A 22,078-nucleotide genomic window follows, 5' to 3' on the forward strand; every position below is an offset into this window, starting at 1 on the left:
AGCCGAGTTCTCTCTAAATTATATGTAAAAAACATATTTTTAATTCTTCTTAGTTTTGATAAAAATAAGATAAAGATTACAATTTAGTAATGAGGTTTTAAATAATAAAAATTAAATATATTTTTTACGTTTGGTAAATTAATAATTCTTCTGATTTTGAATTGAATTATTTTGTCTCTTAATATTTTTTAAATAGAAAAGTCCCATGCCTAATGTTAATAAGATTAAACCAATCCAGCCAGATAAGTTGGGTAATTGTTCATTAAAAAGAATAAAACCCCAAAATAATGCTAGAGGAGATTCAATGGACTGAGTTCCATCAGCAAATGCTAAAGCAGTTCCATCTTTATTGGCGATTTTACGTGCCTTATACAAGAAATATGTCGCTATTACACCTGTAAGAATAGCAATAATAAAAATGTATTTTAATTGATAGATAGTTGGTTGAGTTGGATTTACTATAAATCCAACTATAAATATTAGTGGAAGTGCTCCCAATACCATGATAAGTATTTGATTTAAAGGGTCTTTGGATATACCGTACTTGTGGATACTTATTTTTTCATACTTACCTTCACAGGCAAACTTACATAGTGTGTTACCTAAAGGATATGAAAATGCAGCAATTAAAATAGGAATTATAGAATTAAAAAAAGCATCGTCAATAGTTTTAAACGCATAATTATTTATAAGTAATACTCCTATAAACATAACAATAAGGTATAATACTCCGTGAAGTTTTATTCTTTCTTTAAGTAAAAATAAAACTACGGGTGTAAATAATATTGTGGTTTGCCAAGTTGAAGCTAGAACCCATCCATCTGAATAACTTGCTGCATAGCATAGGCATAAATAAAAAATTCCAAACCCAATACCACCTGCCATATTCCAAAATAAAATATTTTGAAAGTAACATTTATAAGTTCTTAACAGACTATAACTACCATTTTTTATTAATATAATAATATTTATTAGTAAGAAGACATAGATATATCTCAATGAGGCAGTCCAATACCAATGTCCAAGCATTTCAACGTTTAGCCATTTGTTTATTGCAAAAGTACTAGAAAAGAATAATGCGGCTAAGAATCCGTACAATAGGATTTTACTATAAATCGTATCTATTTTCATTAAATTTTGTTATTTTTATTTGTTCTTCAATAGGTAAGTTATAATCAACAGGTTTAGTGTATTTTGTAAGTGATTTTGGTAATTCACATATTTTTATATAATATTCTGAAACTATTTTCCTAAAATCATCATCTGGGTGAGTAATTTCTGAAGGTAGAGTTGTAAAGTCTAAATGTTGAAATAATCTAATATCATTATAAAATTGCTCAATTATATTTTTATTCATCTTCATGTTCCATCCATCATTTCCTGGAACGATATCCTTGGAAATGTGAGGTCGTGGAAGAGAATTATATTTTAAAAGCATATCTTTACAGAAATTAAAGGCTTTAATTAAAGAATCTCGGTCTTCTTTGTTATTATGACCAAATACCATTAAAGTCTCAGGTGTTATAGAATATTCACTAGTTAGACGTATTGCATCTAAACACATTCGTGCAGTTTGTGGTTTTCTAGTTTTTTTATAAACATTTGCAGTAGCCCCATCAATACCGTATCCTACTCTAATCAGTCCAATTTTTTTTAATAAAATAATTAATTTATGATTGTTGTTATGAAGTTTTAAAAATGAAGCAACAGTTGCTAGTCCTCGAAATTCTATTTGAATCCTATACTTGCTTAATAGTTGATCCACTTTTGATGCGAACTCCTTTAATTCCTTAGGACTTTGGAATAAATCTAAATTAGATAAATAAATTTTTAATTTATTAATTTTAAAAAATAATGCTTTTTCTAAAATGAATTCTAAATCTTTTATTGCAATACTTATGTCCCTATATTCTTCCTTGACAAGATGTTTGACACCATCTATTGTTTTGGTTCTTATAGCAGAACAAAATGTACATGAGTATTTGCAACCTTGTGATAAATAAAATGAAAACTCACTCTTTAAGTACATTCGTAAATGTTTATCTGGGATCAGCTCATAAGTAGAAATTTGAGAAATTTCCAATAAATTAATATTCGGTATTGGTATATCAAAAAAGATAAAAATATTCTTGAAGATGTTACCATTTATTGTTCTTTTTGAAAAAAGATTTTCAAAATCTATATCAGTCAAGCCATTTACAATCTGACCTCCAATAAATAATGTATAATTATTATTGTACTTAAATTGCAGCCTCTCCTCAAATTCACGAACAACTGCTAAGTAAGGGGCTCCTAGTAAATTAATTCCTACTATATCAGATAATTCATAATCAGGTGTAATGTTTTCATCAATTATCGATACTTCAATACCTCCCTTTTTCAAAATTGAGGCAGCAGTAATAAGAGATGTCGGTAGATATATATGCCCATAGATATTTTCATTACTAGCTGGGGCATATATATGCCTTGGTTGAATTAGTTGAATTTTTTTAGTCAATTTCATAATCTAATTCTAATTCTCCGTCAATATAGTGATATAGCTTCCAGTTCATCTCAGTGTTTTCTCCTTTATCATCAAATGAATATTTTCCCGATTTTCCATCATCTAATACCATAGTTTGTTTCTTTCTAATTTCATGAACATAATCATTGACACTACTTCTAGTAATAATACCCTTAGTTCCTTTTAATATAGCAGTGGCAAGATCTTTTGCATCCTGACCTACTGTTTGATATGTAGTTGTTGCATTTCCGTTAAAATATTTTTCTACGGCAGAAACAAAATAGTGATTACTGTTGTTTACTGATTTTTTCATTAAGGATTCAACAGTACAACCATCAGTAAAAACTACAGGAATTTTTATATTCAAATTATTAACTTCTTCCATTAAAAGGCTTCCGTTAGTTGAAATACCTACAAATATTATCATGTCAGGCATCAAATTATTATCCACTAGTAATTTATAATCATTAATAAATCTATTAGAATTACCATAATTTTTTTTGAGAACAACAGTCCCTTTACCCTTTATGGTTTTGTCGGCAATTTGTTGTGAAAGGTTTTCTGAATAAGTTAAATTATCTTCATCAACATAAATTAAGACTTTAGGGTTATCAGGTTTTTTCTTAAAAATGAAGTTTTTGATAGTAATAGCTTGTTCTTCATTGTTCGGCATCATCCTTAAAATCCCTTGATAATTTTGATCTTTAGCTTTATCCGTTATATTGTCAGCTGTTGCGATCGGCAAAATAAAACTAGGCTTCTCTTTATCTGTTGATAATATTTTATTTAAAGTCACTTCAGTCAATGTGCTTGTTGAATTACCTATTATTAATACACAATTTAAATCTTCAACGTATTTGCTGGCTAATAATTCTGCTTGCGAAACAGAAAGAGCATCATCGTCTTTTATAAACTTGATATTCTGGTCTGTATTATCAGATTTATAACTAATATTACTTCCAAAACCGATTCTAAACTCTTGAGGAATAGTAAATGATTCATCACTTTTATTGGTAATAATAACAGCCACATATTTTTCTTCTTCTTTCGCAAATGTCTCGTCATACCACAATGTGAATTTATTGCCAATAAAACTAGCTAACACACCAGCAAAAAGAATTACTAAAATTAAATATTTGATAATCTTATAACTAAGTTTTGAGTTATTATTTGAATGCCATACTTCCATCTTTTTCCAAAATTTTTTCATGATGCAAAACAGTTTTAATTTAAAAAATCGTTATAAATATAAGTTAAAAATATTAAACAATGTAGTTTTAATCTTTGATTGTTAGTGGTCTTTTAATTACTTTAATTGTGTCAACATCTACCTTTTTTGAATCTACCTTTATTAATATTTAGTAATTTTTCAGGGCACACAAGTAATTCTACAAGGGATAATTTTTAATTTCAATCAAATAATTTACATAATATTGAGCTTTTTATTATTTAAAAATAAAGCTTTATTTATTTCTAATAATACGGTTATCCTCAATTGTAGCATATTTAACTAATTATAGAGAGAATTAAATGTGAGACTATCCTATTTGGGTTAAAATACTTTTTTGTTGGACACTAATAATTTATAACATTGTTTTGGTTGAGATCGATTTAAAATTTTGATTGGTAAAGGTTAATTCTTATTTATTTTTGGAATTCTTGATTGAAAGAGTTTTAATATTCAGTTGGAAAGTATTGATTTCCATTGATTTTAGTTGAAGACAATCGATTTACATCCAATCTTCATTGATAAACAGTTTATCTTATACATAAAGCTTTATTGATCCCCATTGAGAAGTGTTGATTTTATGTTGATTTTTTGTAACAGAAATATCAGTATTAACAACTTGAATTTCTTGTTTATCTTCAGAGTAACCATTAACAATAAGTAATAGACTTGTTATTAAAAAAATAGAGTAGTATTTTATCATGATCGATTATTTTTTTAAAAGTAAGTTAAATCGAGAATGAATAATTGAGGTTTTCCTTAATCCAATTAAAATAATTACAAAAAAAGGTATTTAGTGTTTTAATTTTATTCAACCTCAAACCCAAAATAATCAAGTACTTTAAGTACCTCGTGCCTCAATACCATTTTCTTTTTCTTAGCTTCTGTTTCAGAAATCTTACGATTCTCTGCAATAATTGTATTGATTGCATTTCGGGCGTGTTCTCTGCCTACACCGTGAATTAATTCCATTAATTGTGATTTCCCCATTGTTTTTATTTCATCTCTTTTTATCATAGTCAAGTATGTTTTGTTGCACTTGTTTTTATCTTTTGTTGCATCTTGTTGCAGCTGTATATCTTTTTGTTGCTAGTCATATAAATCAAATTCTTTGTTAGTTAATAAATTTAGTAGTCTTGGCACTTCGGCTATGAAATAATTCGGAATGCCTTTATTGGTTTCTATATAAGTATACACTTGTGGCAATGCAATCGTACCTTTTATAAACAGTTTTATTTGATCTCTTACTTTTTCTTCGTTGGTTTTCTGTCTGCGTCTTGCACCAGCTTTGCCCGCGTTTTGTTGCTTCCTTGTTGCTCGTAAATCTTGGTACTTTTGATATTGTTTGAGCCATTGTGCCGTATATGAAAATCCACCTTCACTTGGTTGTTTTCTTGTTGCATCAAAATAAATACATGGAAAATGGATGATATACTGTTTTTTACTTTTAAAGAAACGTTTTGCGCGACCTATTCGGTAGACTAAAAAGCCAAACTTGTACAACAATGTTTCTTTTCTTGGAATGCTTCCATTGGGATTCCGTAAATACTCATCATCAATTTGAATATAGGCTGTGTGCCAACTTCCGTAATACACATTCATACCTTTCCAAATAGGCGCTGCTATTTTGATAAATAGCTGTAACAACAATTCTCGAAATTCTTCTTTAGACATCGCGCCATGAATAGATTCCGTGTCCAAACGCCTGGTCATATTCGATGCTGAAAAGCTATACGTGTCGTAATGATGCTCGGTTAGTGTGTTTAGAAAAACGGTTTTGTATAAAATTTGACCTCGTAAATATTCGGACAATTCATTTTTCGGGAAATTTTCGCCGCCGCCTAGTTTGCCTGCGTTGTGATTGGAATTTTTTTGTGGTTTATCCTCTTTGGTGTTCTTGTAAGAGTTCTTGTTTTTGCTGCTATTTTCAGCAGCATAAGAAAATGCTTCCGCTTTTTGGGAATGGTTATCAACATTCCCTACTTTTTTTATTATTTCTTTAGTAAATGTTCTTGTATCTACACTAAAGTCCAGTGGTTTTCCGTTATTAAAAGGCTTAACTTGTTGATTATCAGTAAATCCTTTTCGCTTGTCTCTAAAGACAAAAATTACTCCATTTATAAAGTTATTAACAGGCAAACTTTTGCCTTTAAATTGATATTGAACAAATACGCCAGCTTTACGTAATTGGTGTACATGTTCACGAATTGTATCACGTTTTAACAGCATTCTTTTTTCACCATTTTTTGTGAAATTGCAAACTTGGGTAGAGGTAACTTGTATTTTTGGAAAAGACACTTTTACACTGCTTCCAAGCTGTTGTAACTGTTTTCTAAGCTTGATAAGCTGTTGCGCATATAACCAAACTATAATTTCAAAAGTACCTAATTGAGCTTGTCTAACAGGAAGGTGTTTTTGCTTCTTTAGTAAGAGCTTGTTTCCGTTAGTTTTTTCTATTTGCTCATTATATTCAAGCGTAGATAACCATTTGTTTTGTATGCCATTCACTTCGATGTCTTCAAACTCTTGTTGTGCAACAACAGCTTGTTGCTTTCTTTTGTTGCGCTCTATATAGGCTAAAAAACTGTTATTATATTGCTTTACTTCTTTATTTAAACGTGTAATGGCTGCATTGTACGCATTTATAAAAATGCGATAGCATTGCATCGTCTCTATTTTGTCTTCCGTTAGGAAATATGGACATTGAATATAACTCGGTATGTGATTAATCATTAACTGCATTAAGCAAAGTGATTTTTATGCATAGTAGCATTTGCTGTGTGTATTTTTAATTTGTTTATTGTCATATCTTGAAATTAACTCAGTAGGCGAACTAATCATCATTTGTGGCTCTTTTCAAAATTATTTATATTTATTTATGAGATTTTCTCACATTAAAAACGGTGGCTCTTAAATAGTCCTCAGCCGAAGCTTTTGATAACAGTTTTTCCTTTTTTAATGGTTTTATAATTTCTTTTTCAGTAGAAATATTGATGCCTAACATTTTATATAACATAGGGAGTTCTTCCTTTGGAAGTGCCTGTATTACATTATATGCTGTTGCTGCTTTCAACTGAATTCATTTACTATGCACTAATCTGCAATCATTTAATTAGTGTAGGATTTGACTTATTTTTATTCTATTTTCTATTTAAAAAGCTATATTTGTATTGATTTAACGAATTAAAGTAGAATTAATTATTCAAATATAGAATAAATTAGAATTAAATAGAATATTTATTCTTAATTTAACATTTCCCCGTATGATAGAATTTAAAGAAGCATTGGAATATTTAAAAAAGCGTGAAGTAACTGCGAATGAACTCGCAAATCATTCAGAACTGAGCGCAGGTTCGCTTTTTTTGGTTTTAAATGGTACGACAAAAAATCCTAGAAGAAATACGAAAGATGCTGTCATTGCATACGCTAGGGTTTTAATGGAAAAGAATAAAGAAGGGTTTGATGGTGATATTGTATTTAGCAAAGACGAGAATTTACTCGATAAGAAAGATAAAAATTACATTAAAAAGTTAGCCTTAGAAATTCGCGCCAACAAAGATGCATTGTTGCAAGAGCAATCCTTTAAAGACATGATCTACATTGAAGCTTTAAAAATGGCATTACTCGCTAAAGAAGGCAATAGCATCAGCATGGAAAAATTAATTAGTTTGAACAACTAATATTTTATTCTTTTCACACTGTCTTAATTCTCCAAATTTTATAATGTCTTTAAAATTCAATCGAATACATATCTGAATAATCTTTTGGAAGTGTAGCACCAATTTCACGTAAATAGTTTCTAAGTCCCGATTTAGATTTGTGACGAGTTATTTGCATCAATTGCATAAGCGCACCTTCTTCTGATTTCCCTTGTGTTAATAAATGATTGTAGATGTTTGTTGCAGCAGTATGTCTTATAGAATACAAGGTGTATTCATTACTCAAATTCAATGCTTTTTTGACAACTCTAAATTTATTAGAAAAATAATTGGTTTTGTTACCTTCGTCTATATCCCATATCGCAGGTTGCTCAAATCGAGTAATTACAAAATCATCGGGTGCATAATTTTCAAGCTTCATTTTACGAATGACATTTTCTAAATCTCCAATAATAGGAACAACCGCTAAAGGTGCTGTTTTAGAACGTACATACAGTCGTTTCGATTCCAAATCGATATCCTTTACTTGTAGTCTACATACTTCTACATTTCGTAAAAAAGCATACGACATAAATTGGATGAAGGTTCTGAGGTACGGGTCATTTTTATCAAGGTAATTTCGGATGTCTATGATTTGCTCTTTTGAAAATGGTTTGTTTTTCTTTGGAGTACTTTTGACTTGTCTAATTTTAGCAATAAAGTTGTTATCGATAATTTCATCGTCTTCAAGTTGTGCAAATAAAAGTGATAGCGTTGCTCTAAAGTTATTTCTTGTTTTTAGACTTATTGTCTCAAGTTCTTTGCCTTGTAATATTTCTTTTTTAGTTTGTGCTTTTTTGATCGTGTTTAGGAAAAGAGAAATGTCTCTTTTTTTAAGATCTTTTATGTCATTATCTAATAGCTTGTTTTCTTCAAGCCATTTCATAAATTTTTTGTAATGTCCCGTTAGCGTACTTGCCGTTTTCTTTTTCCAACTAGGTTTTCTTTGTGATAGTGCAAACTCAAGAGCTTCCTTAACGGTGTATTGTTTTCTTTGACTAGCGACTAGCTCTTTTTTAGCAATACTTGGTTTTCTTTTCTTCTTTTGAGATTCAAGACGTTTGTCAGTAGCTTCTGCATCTTCATACGGACTATATCCCTTTTTTAGCATACTACTTAAAACTACTTTGATCGTGGTCAAATATTCTAGCCTTGCCGTCTTAGTTTTGAGTTTATTGGCTTCTTTGTAGATGGGAGGTTGCCGTTTCAGCTTTCCTGTTTCGGGATTTCGGTATGAAAAATAGACATACCAGCGCTTAGAAATATCGCCATTAGCGGTATAAACTTTAGGTTCAGAATAGTGTTTTAAATTACTCAAATCGTATTCATTTTCGTATTCATTTTTCAATAGTAGTTCAAATATACGCATAAAAAAAGGTTTATAAAAGACTGAAAACCCTTGTAAATACTATGATTTTGACTGTAAAAGTGAAAATTTAAAAAAACAAGAAAGGCGAGTAACCAACTCGCCTTTTTCTTTAACTAACCAATCCAAATTTATGTGAAATGAAAACAAAGCGTGATCGCTTTTTTTTGCTTTCAAATTAGTGTGTACAAACCGTGTGCCAAAAGCTGCATTTGTAATTTTTTGGAGTGCTAAATGTTTGTTAATGATTTTCATCAATTTGAATAGAAAAACTTCGATTTGATGTGTGAAAAGGAAAGTTAAGTACTTCTCGATACAAATTTTCTTCGAAATTTCACTTGAAGTTACGTGTAGTGATTGAAGATATATTGTTTATGTTTATGAAAGTATGTGTGAAATCTTTTTGTAGAAAACTTCAGGATCAAAAGGTTTTGAAATTACCTCGTTGAAACCATCTTTTAAGAAATCGTCTTTGTTATCGTCAAGCGAGATTGCTGTTAACGCAATGATTGGCGTAGAAACATCAAACTTTCTAATTTCCTTTGTCGCTTCAATTCCGCTAATTCCGGGCATGTGAATGTCCATCAAAATAAAGTCATACCGATTGCTGCGTGCATAATCAATAGCTTGATAACCATCATCAGCAATGTCACAAGTCATGTTTTGTTTGGCAATTATTTTCTTGGTAATCACTTGGTTTATTTTGTTGTCTTCTACCAACAACACTTTAAATCCTCTGCTTTTAAGATCTGTTTTTTCTTCGTCCACAATTTCCGCATCGCTGATCGTTTCTGGTTCCATCTTATTTAATACCAGCGAAAAACAGAACGTAGAACCTACGCCTAGTTTACTTTTTAGTTGAATATCACTTTCTAATAATTCCAATAAACTTTTTACAATAGTCAGTCCTAAACCAGTTCCGCCATATTTACGGTTGATTTGCACAGAACCCTGCGAAAAACTATCAAATATATTTTCCTGCATTACTTGAGAAATCCCGATTCCGTTATCTTTTATTTCAAACTGAATGGTTTGTTCTGTATCATTTTCTTCGATAATAACTGCTGAAATATTTACAATACCATCTTTCGTAAATTTCAATGCATTACTGATGAGGTTGATAAATACTTGCGACATTTTTAAATAATCGCCAATTAATTTCTCAGGAATGCCTTCATCTATATCTAATACAATTTTATTGTTATTTTCTTTAGATGTTTGCGTAAGCGAATTCACAACATCATTCAATATCTTTTTAAGATTTAATGGTGCTCTTTCAACGGCTAATTTTCGTGCTTCAATTTTATTCACTTGAAGAATATCGTTGATAAACGTTAGCAAGTAATCTCCAGAAAATTTTAAAGATTTTAAGTGTTCTTTTTGGCTTTCGCTAGGATTTTCTTCTAAGAGTAAATGTGTCAAACCCGTTACGGCATATAGCGGCGTCCGCAGTTCGTGCGTTACCGTAGAGAGGAATTGAGCTTTGGCTTTCATCGCTTTTTCAGCATTGTCTTTTGCCAACTGTAATTCGGAGTTTTTCTTCAGTAATAAGTTGTTTGTTTTTACTTTAATTTGATTGTTTCGGTAGAGTGAAATTGTCAATAATGAAATAATGATCAATAGTGCCGAACTCAATATAGAGGTTAACTTATTTCGTTTTCCTTTTTGTGATTCTACATTATTATCTCGTTCAAGCTCTTCAATGTGACGCTTTTGAAATTCGTTGTCAAAATAGGCATTTGCTTCTGCCATACTTTGCATACGTTCAGCATTATAGATAGAATCTTTAATTTTAATATAGCTGTTTTGAAAATTATAAGCATTTTCTAAATCGTTCAAACCTGCATACGTATCACTAACAATAAGTGTACTTTCAAGCTTAATGATTGGGAAATTATATGAGTTTCCAATCTTCAAGGCTGTTTCCGCATTCAGTTTGGCATCTTTGTATTGCTTGATGTTTTTGTATGCTTTCGCAAGATTCAAATGTACTTTGGCGCGTAAATAATTTGGCTGATAAGGATCGTTAATTGGTAATGAATTTTCAAAACGTTCAATGGCGCGTCCATTAATTCCTTGACTCAAATAAAATAAACCGCGATAATATTTTAATTTGTTGATATCATCCGTAGATTGGTATTTGTCAAAAATAATTTCTGCATCACTAAAATGCTTATCGGCATTGCTGTATGAAGTGTTTCGAGTTGCTGTTAAAGCCTGTAAAACATAGTTGTAGCCAAGTCCAAGCGAGTCATTAATTTCTATTTGAATTTCCTCTGCTCTTTTTAAATAACTTTTTATTTTTTGGGGATCGAAGCTTTTGTAGTTTTCCTCAATGCTCAATTCGGCACGAAGCATATACGCTTTTGCTTTGCTTTTTTTATCTTGAATACTGTCAGATAAATCTAAAATATTCGTCAGCTTTTCTAGCGCACGATTCATTTTAGCTTTCTTTTTGTATTCATATACGTCCATGAAAGAGCGTTCTATACTGTCCTTAATAGTTTCATTAGACTGAGCTTGGGACAATATCGAAAATAAAGCAAACAATAAAAATAAAATGTGTCTTACTTTACACACCATGAAGTGATGAATTTATTCAAAAATACTTATTTATTTGAAATATATAGAATTAAATCAATTAATCTGTTACAATACGCAATTTCATTATCATACCAACCAATGATTTTGACCATTTTTCCGATGACGGACGTCATTAAAGAATCAAACGTACACGAATACGGATTATTGATAACATCGACAGAAACAATTGGATCTTCTGTATAGGAAAGAATTCCTTTTAAATTGGTTTCAGATGCTTTTTTAAATGCCGCATTAATTGCTGAAATAGAAGTTTCTTTTTTCACGTTAAACGTGATATCTGTCAACGAACCATCTGGAACAGGTACACGAATTCCACAGCCACCAATAACCTCAGAAAACTCTGGAAATATCTTGGTCAATGCTTTCGCAGCTCCTGTGGTTGTTGGTACAATGCTTTGACTTGCGCCACGCGCACGACGTAAATCGCGATGCGGCTGATCGTGTAAACTTTGATCGGTTGTATAGGAATGTATAGTGGTAATATATGCTTGTTCAATTCCGCATAACTCGTTGATTACTTTAATCATTGGCGCGGCATTATTTGTCGTACACGAAGCATTTGAAATAATGGTTTCCGAACCATCTAAAATATGTTCATTCACACCTAAAACGACCATTTTAATGTTTTCATCTTGTGGCGGAACAGCTAAAATTACTTTTTTTGCTCCGTTGGTGATGTGATGTTGTAAAAGTGATTGCGTTTTGAATTTCCCCGTAGCTTCAATGACAAAATCTACATTATGTGATTGCCAATTGATTTGAGTAATGTCGGGAATATTCGTGAGCGCATAGCCTTTACCATCAACCGTGATTTCTGTGTCTGTATGACCAATATTCTGCGGTAATACACCGTGAATACTATCGTATTTTAGTAAATGACTCAACGTGCGTGTGTCGGCTAAATCATTAATCACAACAACTTCAATCATTGGATGATTCAATAACAGGCGAAAGAAGTTTCGACCAATTCTTCCAAAACCATTAATGGCAACTCTAATCATACGGATTCTTTATTTGAGAAGGACAAAATTACGGTTTTTTGTGTGAAATAGAGGTGTTAGATTTTTGGACTTAATTAGATTACTAGAAATGTTGGTTTTCTTGGACTTTTTTTAAAGTGTCTTTGCGAACATTATTGAAATTAAAATATATTTTGATTGAAAATACTTAGCGAAGCTACAAAGCAATCTGTTCATTTAAAAAGATTACTTCGGCAAAGCTGAGCACAAGTACTTCGTCGTTTCCTCCTTGTGATGATGTAAACAAATCATTAAATATCCTTCATAACCTTCTCAACAATCTTCGTCAATTGCTCATCCAAAATTCCTTTTCTTTTCGCTTCTTTAAGATTAATAATATACTCTTCTAGATTACTTGTAGTTTCATTCTTTTCTTTGTGATACGAAGCATATTGAAAAGAGGCAAGTTTTAAAATACTCTTCTGTTTAGAATTCATAGTTGATTCATCAAAATTCTCCAAACCAGGAAACTTACTAACAATCACACAAAGCACTTTTTTAGGAGAACCTTCTGCAATTGCATTCATCGTATTAATGACTTCTTTGTCTAATATATATTGTGAATTAAAAAAATTAATCGACAACATAAAAATGACCAAATCACTTTCTTCCAATTCCTTTTGAATCTGATCGTGCCATTTGCCAATCGTAATATCTTCACAACTCCAATTATCGGCAACATCAAAGATTTTAAGCATATTTAAGTGCTTTCGCAATTCGTCTTTATATTCCACATCTTTTCGCGAATAGGAAATAAATATCTTCTTCATCTTTTTAATGTTTTTATTGTTGGTAAAATTGCGGTATTTGTAACTGCGTTGTGTTCTTCCTGCGGTTTTGTCCAAATCAATTTGATTTTCCTTCATTGGAAATGCTTGAATCTGTTCCTGTGTTTTTTCGGAATTATCTAAGGTATTATAATGCACAAAGTGTTCTCCATCAGTGGAAAGGTATAAGTCTTCGGGTTTTTTTAGATTATTGAATTCATCTCGTAAAGTATTTTCAGTAATCCTTTCTTTTTTCTTTTTAAATAAAGAATCTTCATTTCTATGATCTACTTCTTTATTTTTATCTTGGATTTTTTCATGCAAAGTCCTTCCCCAATACAACAAAATAATCTCCATGAAAATTGTACGAATACAATCGTTCAGTGTTGGATCTTTTGTAGTTTGCGGGTTGATGGAAACTGAAATGGTTAGTTTAGAAAAATCCAATTGAATCCAAACTTTAAAGCGATCATTTAAGGTGAAAATCAACTGATCTCGCCAATAGTGTTTCTTATCAGGATTCTGTCCATAATGACAAATCAATTGATTGATCAAACCAAACGGAATAAAGCGTTCAAATTTTAAAACAAATGTAGGTTTGTTAAAATCAAACTTCAATAAATCATAAACTTCAGCATCTTCACTTGTTAATGGTAAATAGTTGGGAATGATATATTCATCATTTCCTTTATCAAAAAACAACACTTTCTCGTTACGTAATAAGCGTTCTATTTTGTTTGGAATATCTAACTTTTGAAATTCTTTTGTAGTGAGTTTTCCTTTGTATTCTTCGATGTTTTCTTTGTTTAAAATTGTGTCATGAATCTTAGCAACAGTTGCGGCAGGATTTAGCCAAGCAACATCATTTAAGTCTTCATCATTTTTATAATATAATAGCATTCCTTTACGTGCCAATTGCTCCAAATCTTCTCTTAAATATTTTTTTCTTTCAGCTAAAGAAAGTTCTTCTCTTTTATAGTATTTCACAATTGTATCTAATGAAATAGCATCGTCATTTTTTTTATTGAGAATATAACTCAAAAATTCTGGATACCATTTCGGAACTTCTTTTTTGGAAGATTGATTTTCTACAACATCCCAAAATGTAGCTGTCAAATACTGTAAAGAGGCTGTGTTTCGGGACGTTTTAGAATCAGCGTTTAATGAAACATGAAATTCATCGACTACATTATTTTCATTAAAAGCTTCGTTCCAATTATGTTTTGCTTTGTTTTCATCTGCATGTGTTTGTATTAATAGTAATGGATCATCGTATTTTTCGAGCGTATCAAATCTTTTTAGAAACGAATATTGTAATTGAGCGAGCCAATACATACGGTTGTAATTTCGTGTAGGCAGCTTGTTACTATCGCTTTCTAATAATATATTGGAATCACTTTTTGGATTCCAAACCAATAGATTAAATGCTTCGTTCGTAAAAAAAGCTTGATAGATGCCATGATAATAATCTTGCCCACCAAAGTCATAATAAATTGCTTTTGGTAATTCATAATTTATAGTTTTCTTTGAATGTTGAACCGACAACACATGCGTGCTCGAGTTTTTGTTTTTGTCAATTTTAGTGCATTGTTTTGTTTGTAGATACTTTAATAAGGTAGATTTTCCTGAAAAATGGTTCCCTAATAACATCACTTTTACTGGAAGTTGTATGGATGTTTGTTGCTCTTGTAGTTTTTGCAATTCACTTTTAATGATTGCTAAATTATTGTTATTTGGTTTTAAATTTAAATCAAGTTCTGCCGCAAAGGGGTTTCCTCCAATGTATAGAGATCTTAAATTCTTATTTTTTAAAAAAAATGCAATATGTTGGATTTTAAAAATTTTATTATTCCCAATATTTAGATGAGAATTAGTAGTCAAAAAATCTAAGTTTTCAATTTTTGAAATCTGATTATTGAGAAGTATTAAATTTGAAAGATTAGTTAATTTTTCAAGGTTTTCAATTTTCGAAATTTGGTTATTATTTAAATATAATTTTGTTAGACTAGTTAATTTCTCAAGATTTTCAATTTTCGAAATTTTATTATGAGAAACACTTAACTCAATAAGATTTATGAGATTTTCAAGGTTTTCAATTTTCGAGATTTGATTATATGAAATATCTAATTCAGAAAGATTAGTTAGTTTTTCAAGGTTTTCAATTTTAGTAATTCGATTATGGGCAAGAGATAATTTTTCTAATTGTGTAAACTTTTCAAGGCTTTTTATTTCTGAAATTCCATTTTCTCTGAGATTAAGTCCAATTACTTGCGCATTCGCATTTAAAAGATATAGATTTTTTTTATCCCAATGAGTTATATATCTTTCTTCTTTCGTTTCCGTTAGTGAAATATTATAAACTTTCTCTAACTCTAAAATCTCTTGTGGTTTGCTCATTCGTAGTGTAATTGTAATTGTGTTGTGTACGCTTTTTTGTGTACGAATACAATATACGAATTTGTAAGAAAGAAACGATTAACGATTAACGATTGCTGATTTTAGATATAAGATGTACGCCAAACAATACAACAAAGCGGTGCAGTAAACATTATTTGACGTTGATTAATCACTCTTTTAGGTTGGTTCATCATTCGTTGTGGTTATTGAAATAATTCTTTTCGGTTGTTTGCTCAATTTTTTCGGTTGTTTGTCCTTTATTTTAGGTTCCGTAAGGGGTAAAAGCGGTTGGTGAACCCCATAATTTCTATAATCAACCGAAAGTATTCTTTATGCAACCCTAAATATTCTATATATAACCATAAGGATGTTATAGACAACGTCAATATTTCTATAATGAACGTCAACGATCTTTTAAAGGGCGTTATGAATTGTATCGAGAAGTACTTTTAAACATTCTGGAAGTAAATGTTTCTCGATACAATTTTTTCATTTTGCTTCGCAATGAAAAAACCACTCGAAATGACGGTTTGGAATCAAACAAAAAAGGCTAAAAGCAAGAAGCTAATAGCCTTAAAATATAAATTATATAATGAGATGCTGTACTTCGATAAACTCAGCATATTGAGTGCACTGAGGCACTCGAAGTGTTACAATATATGTTTATGCGCTTTATAAGACGAACGTACCAACGCGCCACTTTCCACATGACGGAAACCTAATTCTAAACCAATCTCACGGTATTTGTCAAACTGAGCTGGTGTAATAAATTCTTGTACTGGTAAATGCTTCTTACTAGGTTGTAAATATTGTCCAAGTGTAACTACATCCACATTTACTGCGCTTAAATCGTGCAGTGTCTGAATCACTTCATCTTCTGTTTCACCCAAACCTAGCATAATACCCGATTTTGTACGATTTATTCCTTGGTCTTTCAAATACTTCAACACACCCAAACTACGATCGTATTTCGCTTGTATGCGTACTTCACGCGTCAAACGACGAACGGTTTCCATATTATGTGAGACCACTTCTGGAGCTACTTCTACAATTCTGTCTAAATGACGTTCAATTCCTTGGAAATCTGGAATCAAGGTTTCCAACGTTGTGGTAGGATTCATTCGGCGTACAGCTTTCACTGTTTCTGCCCAAATAATAGTTCCCATATCTTTCAAATCATCACGATCCACCGAAGTCAAAACCGCGTGTTTAATTTGCATAATCTTTATAGAACGCGCTACTTTCTCAGGTTCGTCCCAAGCAACCGTTTCTGGTCGTCCGGTTTTCACACCACAAAATCCGCAAGAACGTGTACAAACGTTTCCTAAAATCATAAACGTTGCCGTTCCTTCACCCCAACATTCGCCCATATTTGGACAACTTCCCGACGCACAAATCGTATTTAATTTGTATTTATCTACCAATCCACGAAGTTCTGTATATTTCTTTCCTGTTGGAAGTTTCACCCGAAGCCATTTCGGTTTTCCTTTTGGTGGCAATACACTTGCAGTTGTGTCTGTACTCATAAGCGTTTTCTATTCAAAATGAAATGAAGTGCAAAGATACGAAGAATCTGTTTAAAAAAAATGGTTGTTGGTTGTTGGTTTTCAGTTGTTGGTTATGAGTTTTCGGTTAACTGTTATCAGTTGTCAGTAGAATATTGATAATCTTAATAAAAGTTTTGTGAATTTGTTTTTTTGCTATCAAATTAAAATAATTTTCTCACAACTCACAACTCACAACTCACAACTCACAACTCACAACTCACAACTCACAACTCACAACTCACAACTCACATAGTGACTAGATACCAAACCGAAAACCCAGTTAAGAAAAGTATTCCCATCCAACTCAAAACGCGCAATCCATGTTTAGGTTGCCATTCTTTTGGTGTGTGTTTGCTTGTGATGAGAATGTAGTTTGAAATTGCATAAAAAGGCGCAGTTACAAACGATAAAACCGTCGCAAGTTTGATTAAAGCGGACATTTCGGTTAAGAATTGTGTTAGAATCAACACGGTTCCTAAGACAAGAATCAACATCCAAAAAATATAACTATGCTTGATGATTTTCCCGAATAACAATTGACTTGCTTTTGCCATCGCTCTTGGCGAAGCGTCTAAGGTTGTCAAAGTCGTGCTAAACATCGTGGTAAATGCTGCAATTGCAATAATGATATACGTTCCACTTCCTAAGTTTTGGGTGTATAAATTAATAAGTTGTTTCGCGAAGTCACCACCTTTCTGCGAAAATACCGTTCCAGAGTTGAACATCACGTACGCACCCAAAGCCATAAAACAAATTCCAAGAATAATCGTGATGATGTACCCAAAATTGAAATCAAACAACGCACTTTTTGGTGTAAAGCTTGCTGTTTCTTGTTTCTTCTCAATTGCCCAAAGTGAATGCCAAATTGAAATATCTAACGGAGCTGGCATCCATCCCATAAAAACAATTAATAACGTAATTCCACCTAATTCGGTTGGGAAAATTTGTCCGGCTGATAATGCTTCATTTCCGTTCGACATGGCAAAGAAAACAGCAATCACCGTACTTATAGTTAGGGTAATGATGATGATTTTCATCAACTTATCTAAAATATTATAACGTCCAATGGCTAAGATTCCTAAACAAATTGCGGTGATAATAGTACTCCAAACGGCTAATGAAAGTTCAAATCCAAAAAGCTGTGAAGCTAATCCTGCGGTGACAATGGTTACGGCAGTTTGAATTGTAAACATCGTCGCGAATGATAATATGAAATATGTAACTAATAAACCTTTGCTGAGTTTTTTATAACCATCCAACAAACTTTCGCCAGTTGCGGCGGCATATCGTGGTCCGAATTGAAAGAAAGGATATTTAAACAAATTGACTAATAACAATGCCCACAATAATCCGAAGCCAAATTCAGCACCAACTTTCGTTGAATTTACCAAATGCGAAACACCAATTGCTGCGCCTGCAAATAATAATCCTGGACCGAGTTTTTTTACAAAAGAAGCGCTCATTGTTTCTGAATAATTTCTGCCAATAGTTTCTTAGCACGTAATAATTTTACCTTTACATTATTCATTGGTTCTTGCAATTGTTCCGAGATTTCTTTATAACTCAATTCTTGAAAATACCGCAAATTAATGACTTCTTGATAATGTGGTTTTAGCTTTTTGATGTCGCGTAAAAGCTTCGCTAAATTTTGCTCTGTGATAATTTTATCTTCAGGCGTTGGTCCATCATCAATAATGCGATAGACTTCTTCTTCCTGATCTTTTGTAGTTTCAATCGATGTTTTTTTCTTGCGAAGAAAATCAATATGTACGTTTTTGGAAATCGTGATCAACCACGTTTTAAACTTGTAATTTTCGTCGAAAGTATCAATCTTATCAAATGCTTTTGAAAACGTTTGAATCGTAATATCTTCCGCATCATTTTCATTATGAGTACGTTTCAGTTGAAAGCCATATACATCATTCCAAAAAGAATTCAGTAGAAAGTTAAAAGCTACTTGATCGCCCAATTTTGCTTTTTGTATGCTTGCTTTCAGAATCGTATCTGCTATTTCCAATGCGTTGGTTTTGAAGTCATATTAGCTATAAAGATACCAAAATGAATGATAATTAAAAAGATTTCGAGAATCGGCAGCAAATAGAGCGTGTCTTGTTCTTTCAATTTACTTGCTGCAAAACCGAGTATGAAATATTGAATGATGATTCTAAAACCTAAAACAATAAGTGCATATTGCCATGCTGAAGTGCATAGAAGTATAATAGCAAGAATCCAAAATAGCAACTGCGTTGTAAAGAAGGTTCCGAGTAAAAATTTATGAATGAATTTATAGTGTGATGACGTACTTACGTGTCTTCTTTTTTGTTGAAACCAGGTGCCAAAACTTGTTTTTGACTTTGAAATGGTAAAACTATTTTTAGCGAAACAAATGGCTGTGTTTTTACCAGAAGCCGCATCTTTAATGAACAAATCATCATCACCAGATCGTATTTTCATGTGATTGATGAAACCGCTAACTTTGTAAAATTCATCTCTGTGATACGCTAAGTTTCGCCCAACTGCCGTATACGGAATGCCTATTTTTGCATAACTAAACGCTTGAATAGCTGCCATTAAAGTTTCAAACCGAATCAAAAGGTTTAGAAACGAATATTTTTTCTTCGCGTAAGCGCCATACCCAATAATAATTTTCTTCTTACTCGAAAAACGTTGCGCCATTTCAGTCAACCAATGTTTTGTGGCTGGCACGCAATCTGCATCTGTAAAGACAAGGAAGTCGTTTGTTGCGGCTTTAATTCCGAGTGTTAAGGCGTATTTTTTATTTCCCCAAAAAGCTTCATTATTTTCAACATCGACAACTTTTATATTGTTGTTTTCTTTTTGAAATTGTTCCATGACTTCCAATGTTTCATCAGATGAAGCATCATTAATCAATACAATTTCGAAGTTTTTATACGATTGTTGTAAAAGTTGGGGAAGTAACTGTTGAAGGTTTTCTACTTCGTTTTTGGCACAAACAATGACAGAAACAGGAATGTCGTACTGTTTACTTTTTTTATCCTTCGCGAAAGCAAAAGCACCAAAAGTTAAAAAATAAATGATTTGAATAGCTGCAATGGCTATGAAAACGTAGAGTAGGAGTAAAATCATAAAAGGGGCGAAGCTACTTACTGATGTTGAGGTTCAGCACAAGATTCAAACTCTTCTGGTAGTTTTCCGCAAAATCCACAGGCATCACCATCTTTATTTAACATAGGATTTTGACTTGCACAGGTTCCTGCAAATTTACCATCTTTCTGTGCCCAAATTTTAATTGCAATTCCTGCAACGCCAACTAGTAGTAAACCAATTGTTAATAATACAAGTTTTATCATCTGAATGAATTTTTCTGTCCTCAATAAATCTGGCGCAAAGATACGGTTTTTTTGCAAGATTCATAAGTGAGAATGGGCGAATAACATATTAACAATTACAAATATTCTGAATAATAAGCTACAAGTGATAAATAGGGAGGTAAAGATAAAATATGCTTTTCAGACATCTAATTGTTAGTAAGTTATCATTTTTTATGAAGGTTTTTTCTTTATATTGAAATTGCTAATCATTAAAATATAACAATTATGAAGAAGTATTTCGCTGAAATTTTTGGAACATTCTGGCTTGTATTTGGCGGTTGCGGAAGCGCAATTTTTGCTGCTACTGTAGATTACGGAATTGGATATGCAGGCGTAGCATTGGCTTTTGGTTTAACCGTATTGACAATGGCGTATGCTGTTGGACATATTTCGGGCGGACATTTTAATCCCGCAGTTTCCATAGGACTTTGGGCAGGAGGAAAGTTTTCTGGTAAAGATTTGCCAGGTTACATTGTTTCTCAACTCGTTGGCGCAATTTTAGCCGCAGGTGCATTGTATTTAATTCTTACGAGTTCAGATAAAGCAATTGGAGGTTTTGCCGCCAATGGATATGATAGTTTATCGCCTGATGGATATAGTATGATGTCTGCGTTTATTGCTGAATTTTTACTGACCGCTTTTTTCTTACTTGTGATTTTAGGAAGTACCAGCGAAAAAGCTCCAAAAGGATTTGCACCTATTGCTATTGGATTGTGTTTAACGTTGATTCACTTAATCAGTATTCCGATTACAAACACTTCTGTAAATCCAGCACGATCTACAAGTCAAGCATTATTTGCTGGAGGCGATTATTTGCCACAAACCTGGTTGTTTTGGGTTGCGCCAATATTAGGAGCAATCGTAGCAGGGTTTATTTACAAAGCATTATTTAATAAAGCATAACTAACATAATTGAAACACTAAAGAATCCTGTTTTCCCATGAAACAGGATTTTTTATGGAATAATTATTGCTATCTTGTAGTAGGTTTTTTTAATGAAAAATGAACGCTATGAAATATTTAGGAATGCTATTCGTACTCATGCTTTTTGTAGCATGTAACGCGCCAAGAGTTGTATATGATTATGATAAGAACATGGATTTTACAACGTATAAAACGTATAATTTTTTCCCAAATATTGAAACAGGTTTAAGTGAACTTGATGACAAACGCTTGTTTCGCCAAACGGATTCCATTTTACAATCGCGCGGATTTGTGCGAACGGCAACGCCCGATTTTTATATCAATGTAGAAGTAAATGCTTTTGAACCAGATCAAAATAGTGCAGTTGGCGTAGGCGTTGGCGGTGGCGGACGTAATGTAGGTGGCGGAATTTCTATTGGATTGCCGATTGGAAATACAAAACTAAATCAACAATTAGTATTTGACTTTGTCGATGTTCGAAAAGATGAATTGTATTGGCAAGCTGTCGCAGAAGGTTATTACAAAGAAAAAGCAACACCACAAGAACGCGAAACGTATTTTAGAACTGTTTTGTTGAAAGTGTTGGAGAAGTATCCACCGAAAAGATAGTTGTTAGTATTGAGAATTGAAATTTTTAATTTTTAATTTTTAATTTTGAAAACTGAAAACTGA

18 protein-coding genes are annotated in these 22,078 nt (G+C 32.0%); 3 read left to right on the forward strand and 15 right to left on the reverse strand.

The features are described 5' to 3' along the window. Nucleotides 1-138: 138 nt before the first annotated feature. From H2O64_RS02740 to H2O64_RS02765, 6 genes are all read right to left on the reverse strand, one after another. Nucleotides 139-1,131: a multidrug resistance efflux transporter family protein gene (locus H2O64_RS02740; RefSeq protein WP_187560600.1), complete on the reverse strand. Its 993-nt coding sequence runs from the start codon at nt 1,129-1,131 to the stop codon at nt 139-141. Further along, nucleotides 1,109-2,503: a radical SAM protein gene (locus H2O64_RS02745; RefSeq protein WP_187560601.1), complete on the reverse strand. Its 1,395-nt coding sequence runs from the start codon at nt 2,501-2,503 to the stop codon at nt 1,109-1,111. The genes H2O64_RS02740 and H2O64_RS02745 overlap by 23 nt, the downstream gene beginning before the upstream one ends. Next, nucleotides 2,490-3,713 (reverse strand): type 1 periplasmic-binding domain-containing protein, encoded by a 1,224-nt coding sequence (locus tag H2O64_RS02750; RefSeq protein WP_187560602.1) that lies wholly within the window; start codon nt 3,711-3,713, stop codon nt 2,490-2,492. Before H2O64_RS02750 ends, H2O64_RS02745 begins: the two co-directional genes overlap by 14 nt. An 825-nt stretch (nt 3,714-4,538) precedes the next feature. Further along, entirely contained in the window at nt 4,539-4,748 is a 210-nt protein-coding gene (locus tag H2O64_RS02755) for a hypothetical protein (RefSeq protein ID WP_187560603.1), read from the reverse strand. A gap of 72 nt (nt 4,749-4,820) precedes the next feature. Further along, nucleotides 4,821-6,464, reverse strand: coding sequence for a hypothetical protein (locus H2O64_RS02760; protein ID WP_187560604.1), 1,644 nt, complete (start codon nt 6,462-6,464; stop codon nt 4,821-4,823). A gap of 139 nt (nt 6,465-6,603) precedes the next feature. Further along, a complete protein-coding gene (locus H2O64_RS02765; RefSeq protein WP_187560605.1) occupies nt 6,604-6,804 on the reverse strand; it encodes a hypothetical protein in 201 nt (66 codons plus the stop codon). A 190-nt stretch (nt 6,805-6,994) separates the two neighbouring features. On the opposite strand from H2O64_RS02765, the gene H2O64_RS02770 reads away from it, so the two are divergent. After that, entirely contained in the window at nt 6,995-7,411 is a 417-nt protein-coding gene (locus H2O64_RS02770) for a hypothetical protein (protein ID WP_187560606.1), read from the forward strand. A 49-nt stretch (nt 7,412-7,460) separates the two neighbouring features. On the opposite strand, the gene H2O64_RS02775 is transcribed toward H2O64_RS02770, so the two are convergent. From H2O64_RS02775 to H2O64_RS02815, 9 genes are all read right to left on the reverse strand, one after another. Then, the gene (locus tag H2O64_RS02775; RefSeq protein WP_187560607.1) at nt 7,461-8,798 is read right to left on the reverse strand and encodes a tyrosine-type recombinase/integrase; all 1,338 of its coding nucleotides are present in this window, start codon (nt 8,796-8,798) and stop codon (nt 7,461-7,463) included. Nucleotides 8,799-9,173: 375 nt separating this feature from the next. Continuing rightward, complete coding sequence (locus H2O64_RS02780; RefSeq protein ID WP_235982738.1) at nt 9,174-11,270, reverse strand: response regulator; 2,097 nt, start codon at nt 11,268-11,270, stop codon at nt 9,174-9,176. Between the two features lie 134 nt (nt 11,271-11,404). Next, the gene (gene gap / locus H2O64_RS02785) at nt 11,405-12,400 is read right to left on the reverse strand and encodes a type I glyceraldehyde-3-phosphate dehydrogenase (protein ID WP_187560608.1); all 996 of its coding nucleotides are present in this window, start codon (nt 12,398-12,400) and stop codon (nt 11,405-11,407) included. A 269-nt stretch (nt 12,401-12,669) separates the two neighbouring features. Then, the gene (locus H2O64_RS02790; RefSeq protein WP_187560609.1) at nt 12,670-15,582 is read right to left on the reverse strand and encodes a leucine-rich repeat domain-containing protein; all 2,913 of its coding nucleotides are present in this window, start codon (nt 15,580-15,582) and stop codon (nt 12,670-12,672) included. Between the two features lie 650 nt (nt 15,583-16,232). After that, nucleotides 16,233-17,108: a lipoyl synthase gene (gene lipA / locus H2O64_RS02795; protein ID WP_187560610.1), complete on the reverse strand. Its 876-nt coding sequence runs from the start codon at nt 17,106-17,108 to the stop codon at nt 16,233-16,235. Between the two features lie 266 nt (nt 17,109-17,374). Continuing rightward, nucleotides 17,375-18,592, reverse strand: coding sequence for an Nramp family divalent metal transporter (locus H2O64_RS02800; protein WP_187560611.1), 1,218 nt, complete (start codon nt 18,590-18,592; stop codon nt 17,375-17,377). Continuing rightward, entirely contained in the window at nt 18,589-19,146 is a 558-nt protein-coding gene (locus tag H2O64_RS02805) for an RNA polymerase sigma factor (RefSeq protein ID WP_187560612.1), read from the reverse strand. Before H2O64_RS02805 ends, H2O64_RS02800 begins: the two co-directional genes overlap by 4 nt. Continuing rightward, nucleotides 19,137-20,237 carry a glycosyltransferase gene (locus tag H2O64_RS02810; protein ID WP_187560613.1) on the reverse strand — a complete coding sequence of 367 codons (1,101 nt, stop codon included), beginning with the start codon at nt 20,235-20,237 and terminating at the stop codon, nt 19,137-19,139. Before H2O64_RS02810 ends, H2O64_RS02805 begins: the two co-directional genes overlap by 10 nt. 17 nt (nt 20,238-20,254) lie before the next feature. After that, entirely contained in the window at nt 20,255-20,458 is a 204-nt protein-coding gene (locus H2O64_RS02815; RefSeq protein ID WP_187560711.1) for a membrane or secreted protein, read from the reverse strand. A gap of 249 nt (nt 20,459-20,707) precedes the next feature. Between H2O64_RS02815 and aqpZ the strand changes: the two genes are divergently transcribed. Both aqpZ and H2O64_RS02825 read left to right on the forward strand, forming a co-directional pair. Continuing rightward, a complete protein-coding gene (gene aqpZ / locus H2O64_RS02820; RefSeq protein ID WP_187560614.1) occupies nt 20,708-21,385 on the forward strand; it encodes an aquaporin Z in 678 nt (225 codons plus the stop codon). A gap of 108 nt (nt 21,386-21,493) precedes the next feature. Next, nucleotides 21,494-22,015, forward strand: coding sequence for a DUF4136 domain-containing protein (locus tag H2O64_RS02825; RefSeq protein WP_187560615.1), 522 nt, complete (start codon nt 21,494-21,496; stop codon nt 22,013-22,015). Nucleotides 22,016-22,078 lie beyond the last annotated feature (63 nt).

Origin of the sequence: Kordia aestuariivivens, from assembly GCF_014397005.1 — a bacterium.
GTDB classification, from domain to species: Bacteria; Bacteroidota; Bacteroidia; order Flavobacteriales; family Flavobacteriaceae; genus Kordia; species Kordia aestuariivivens.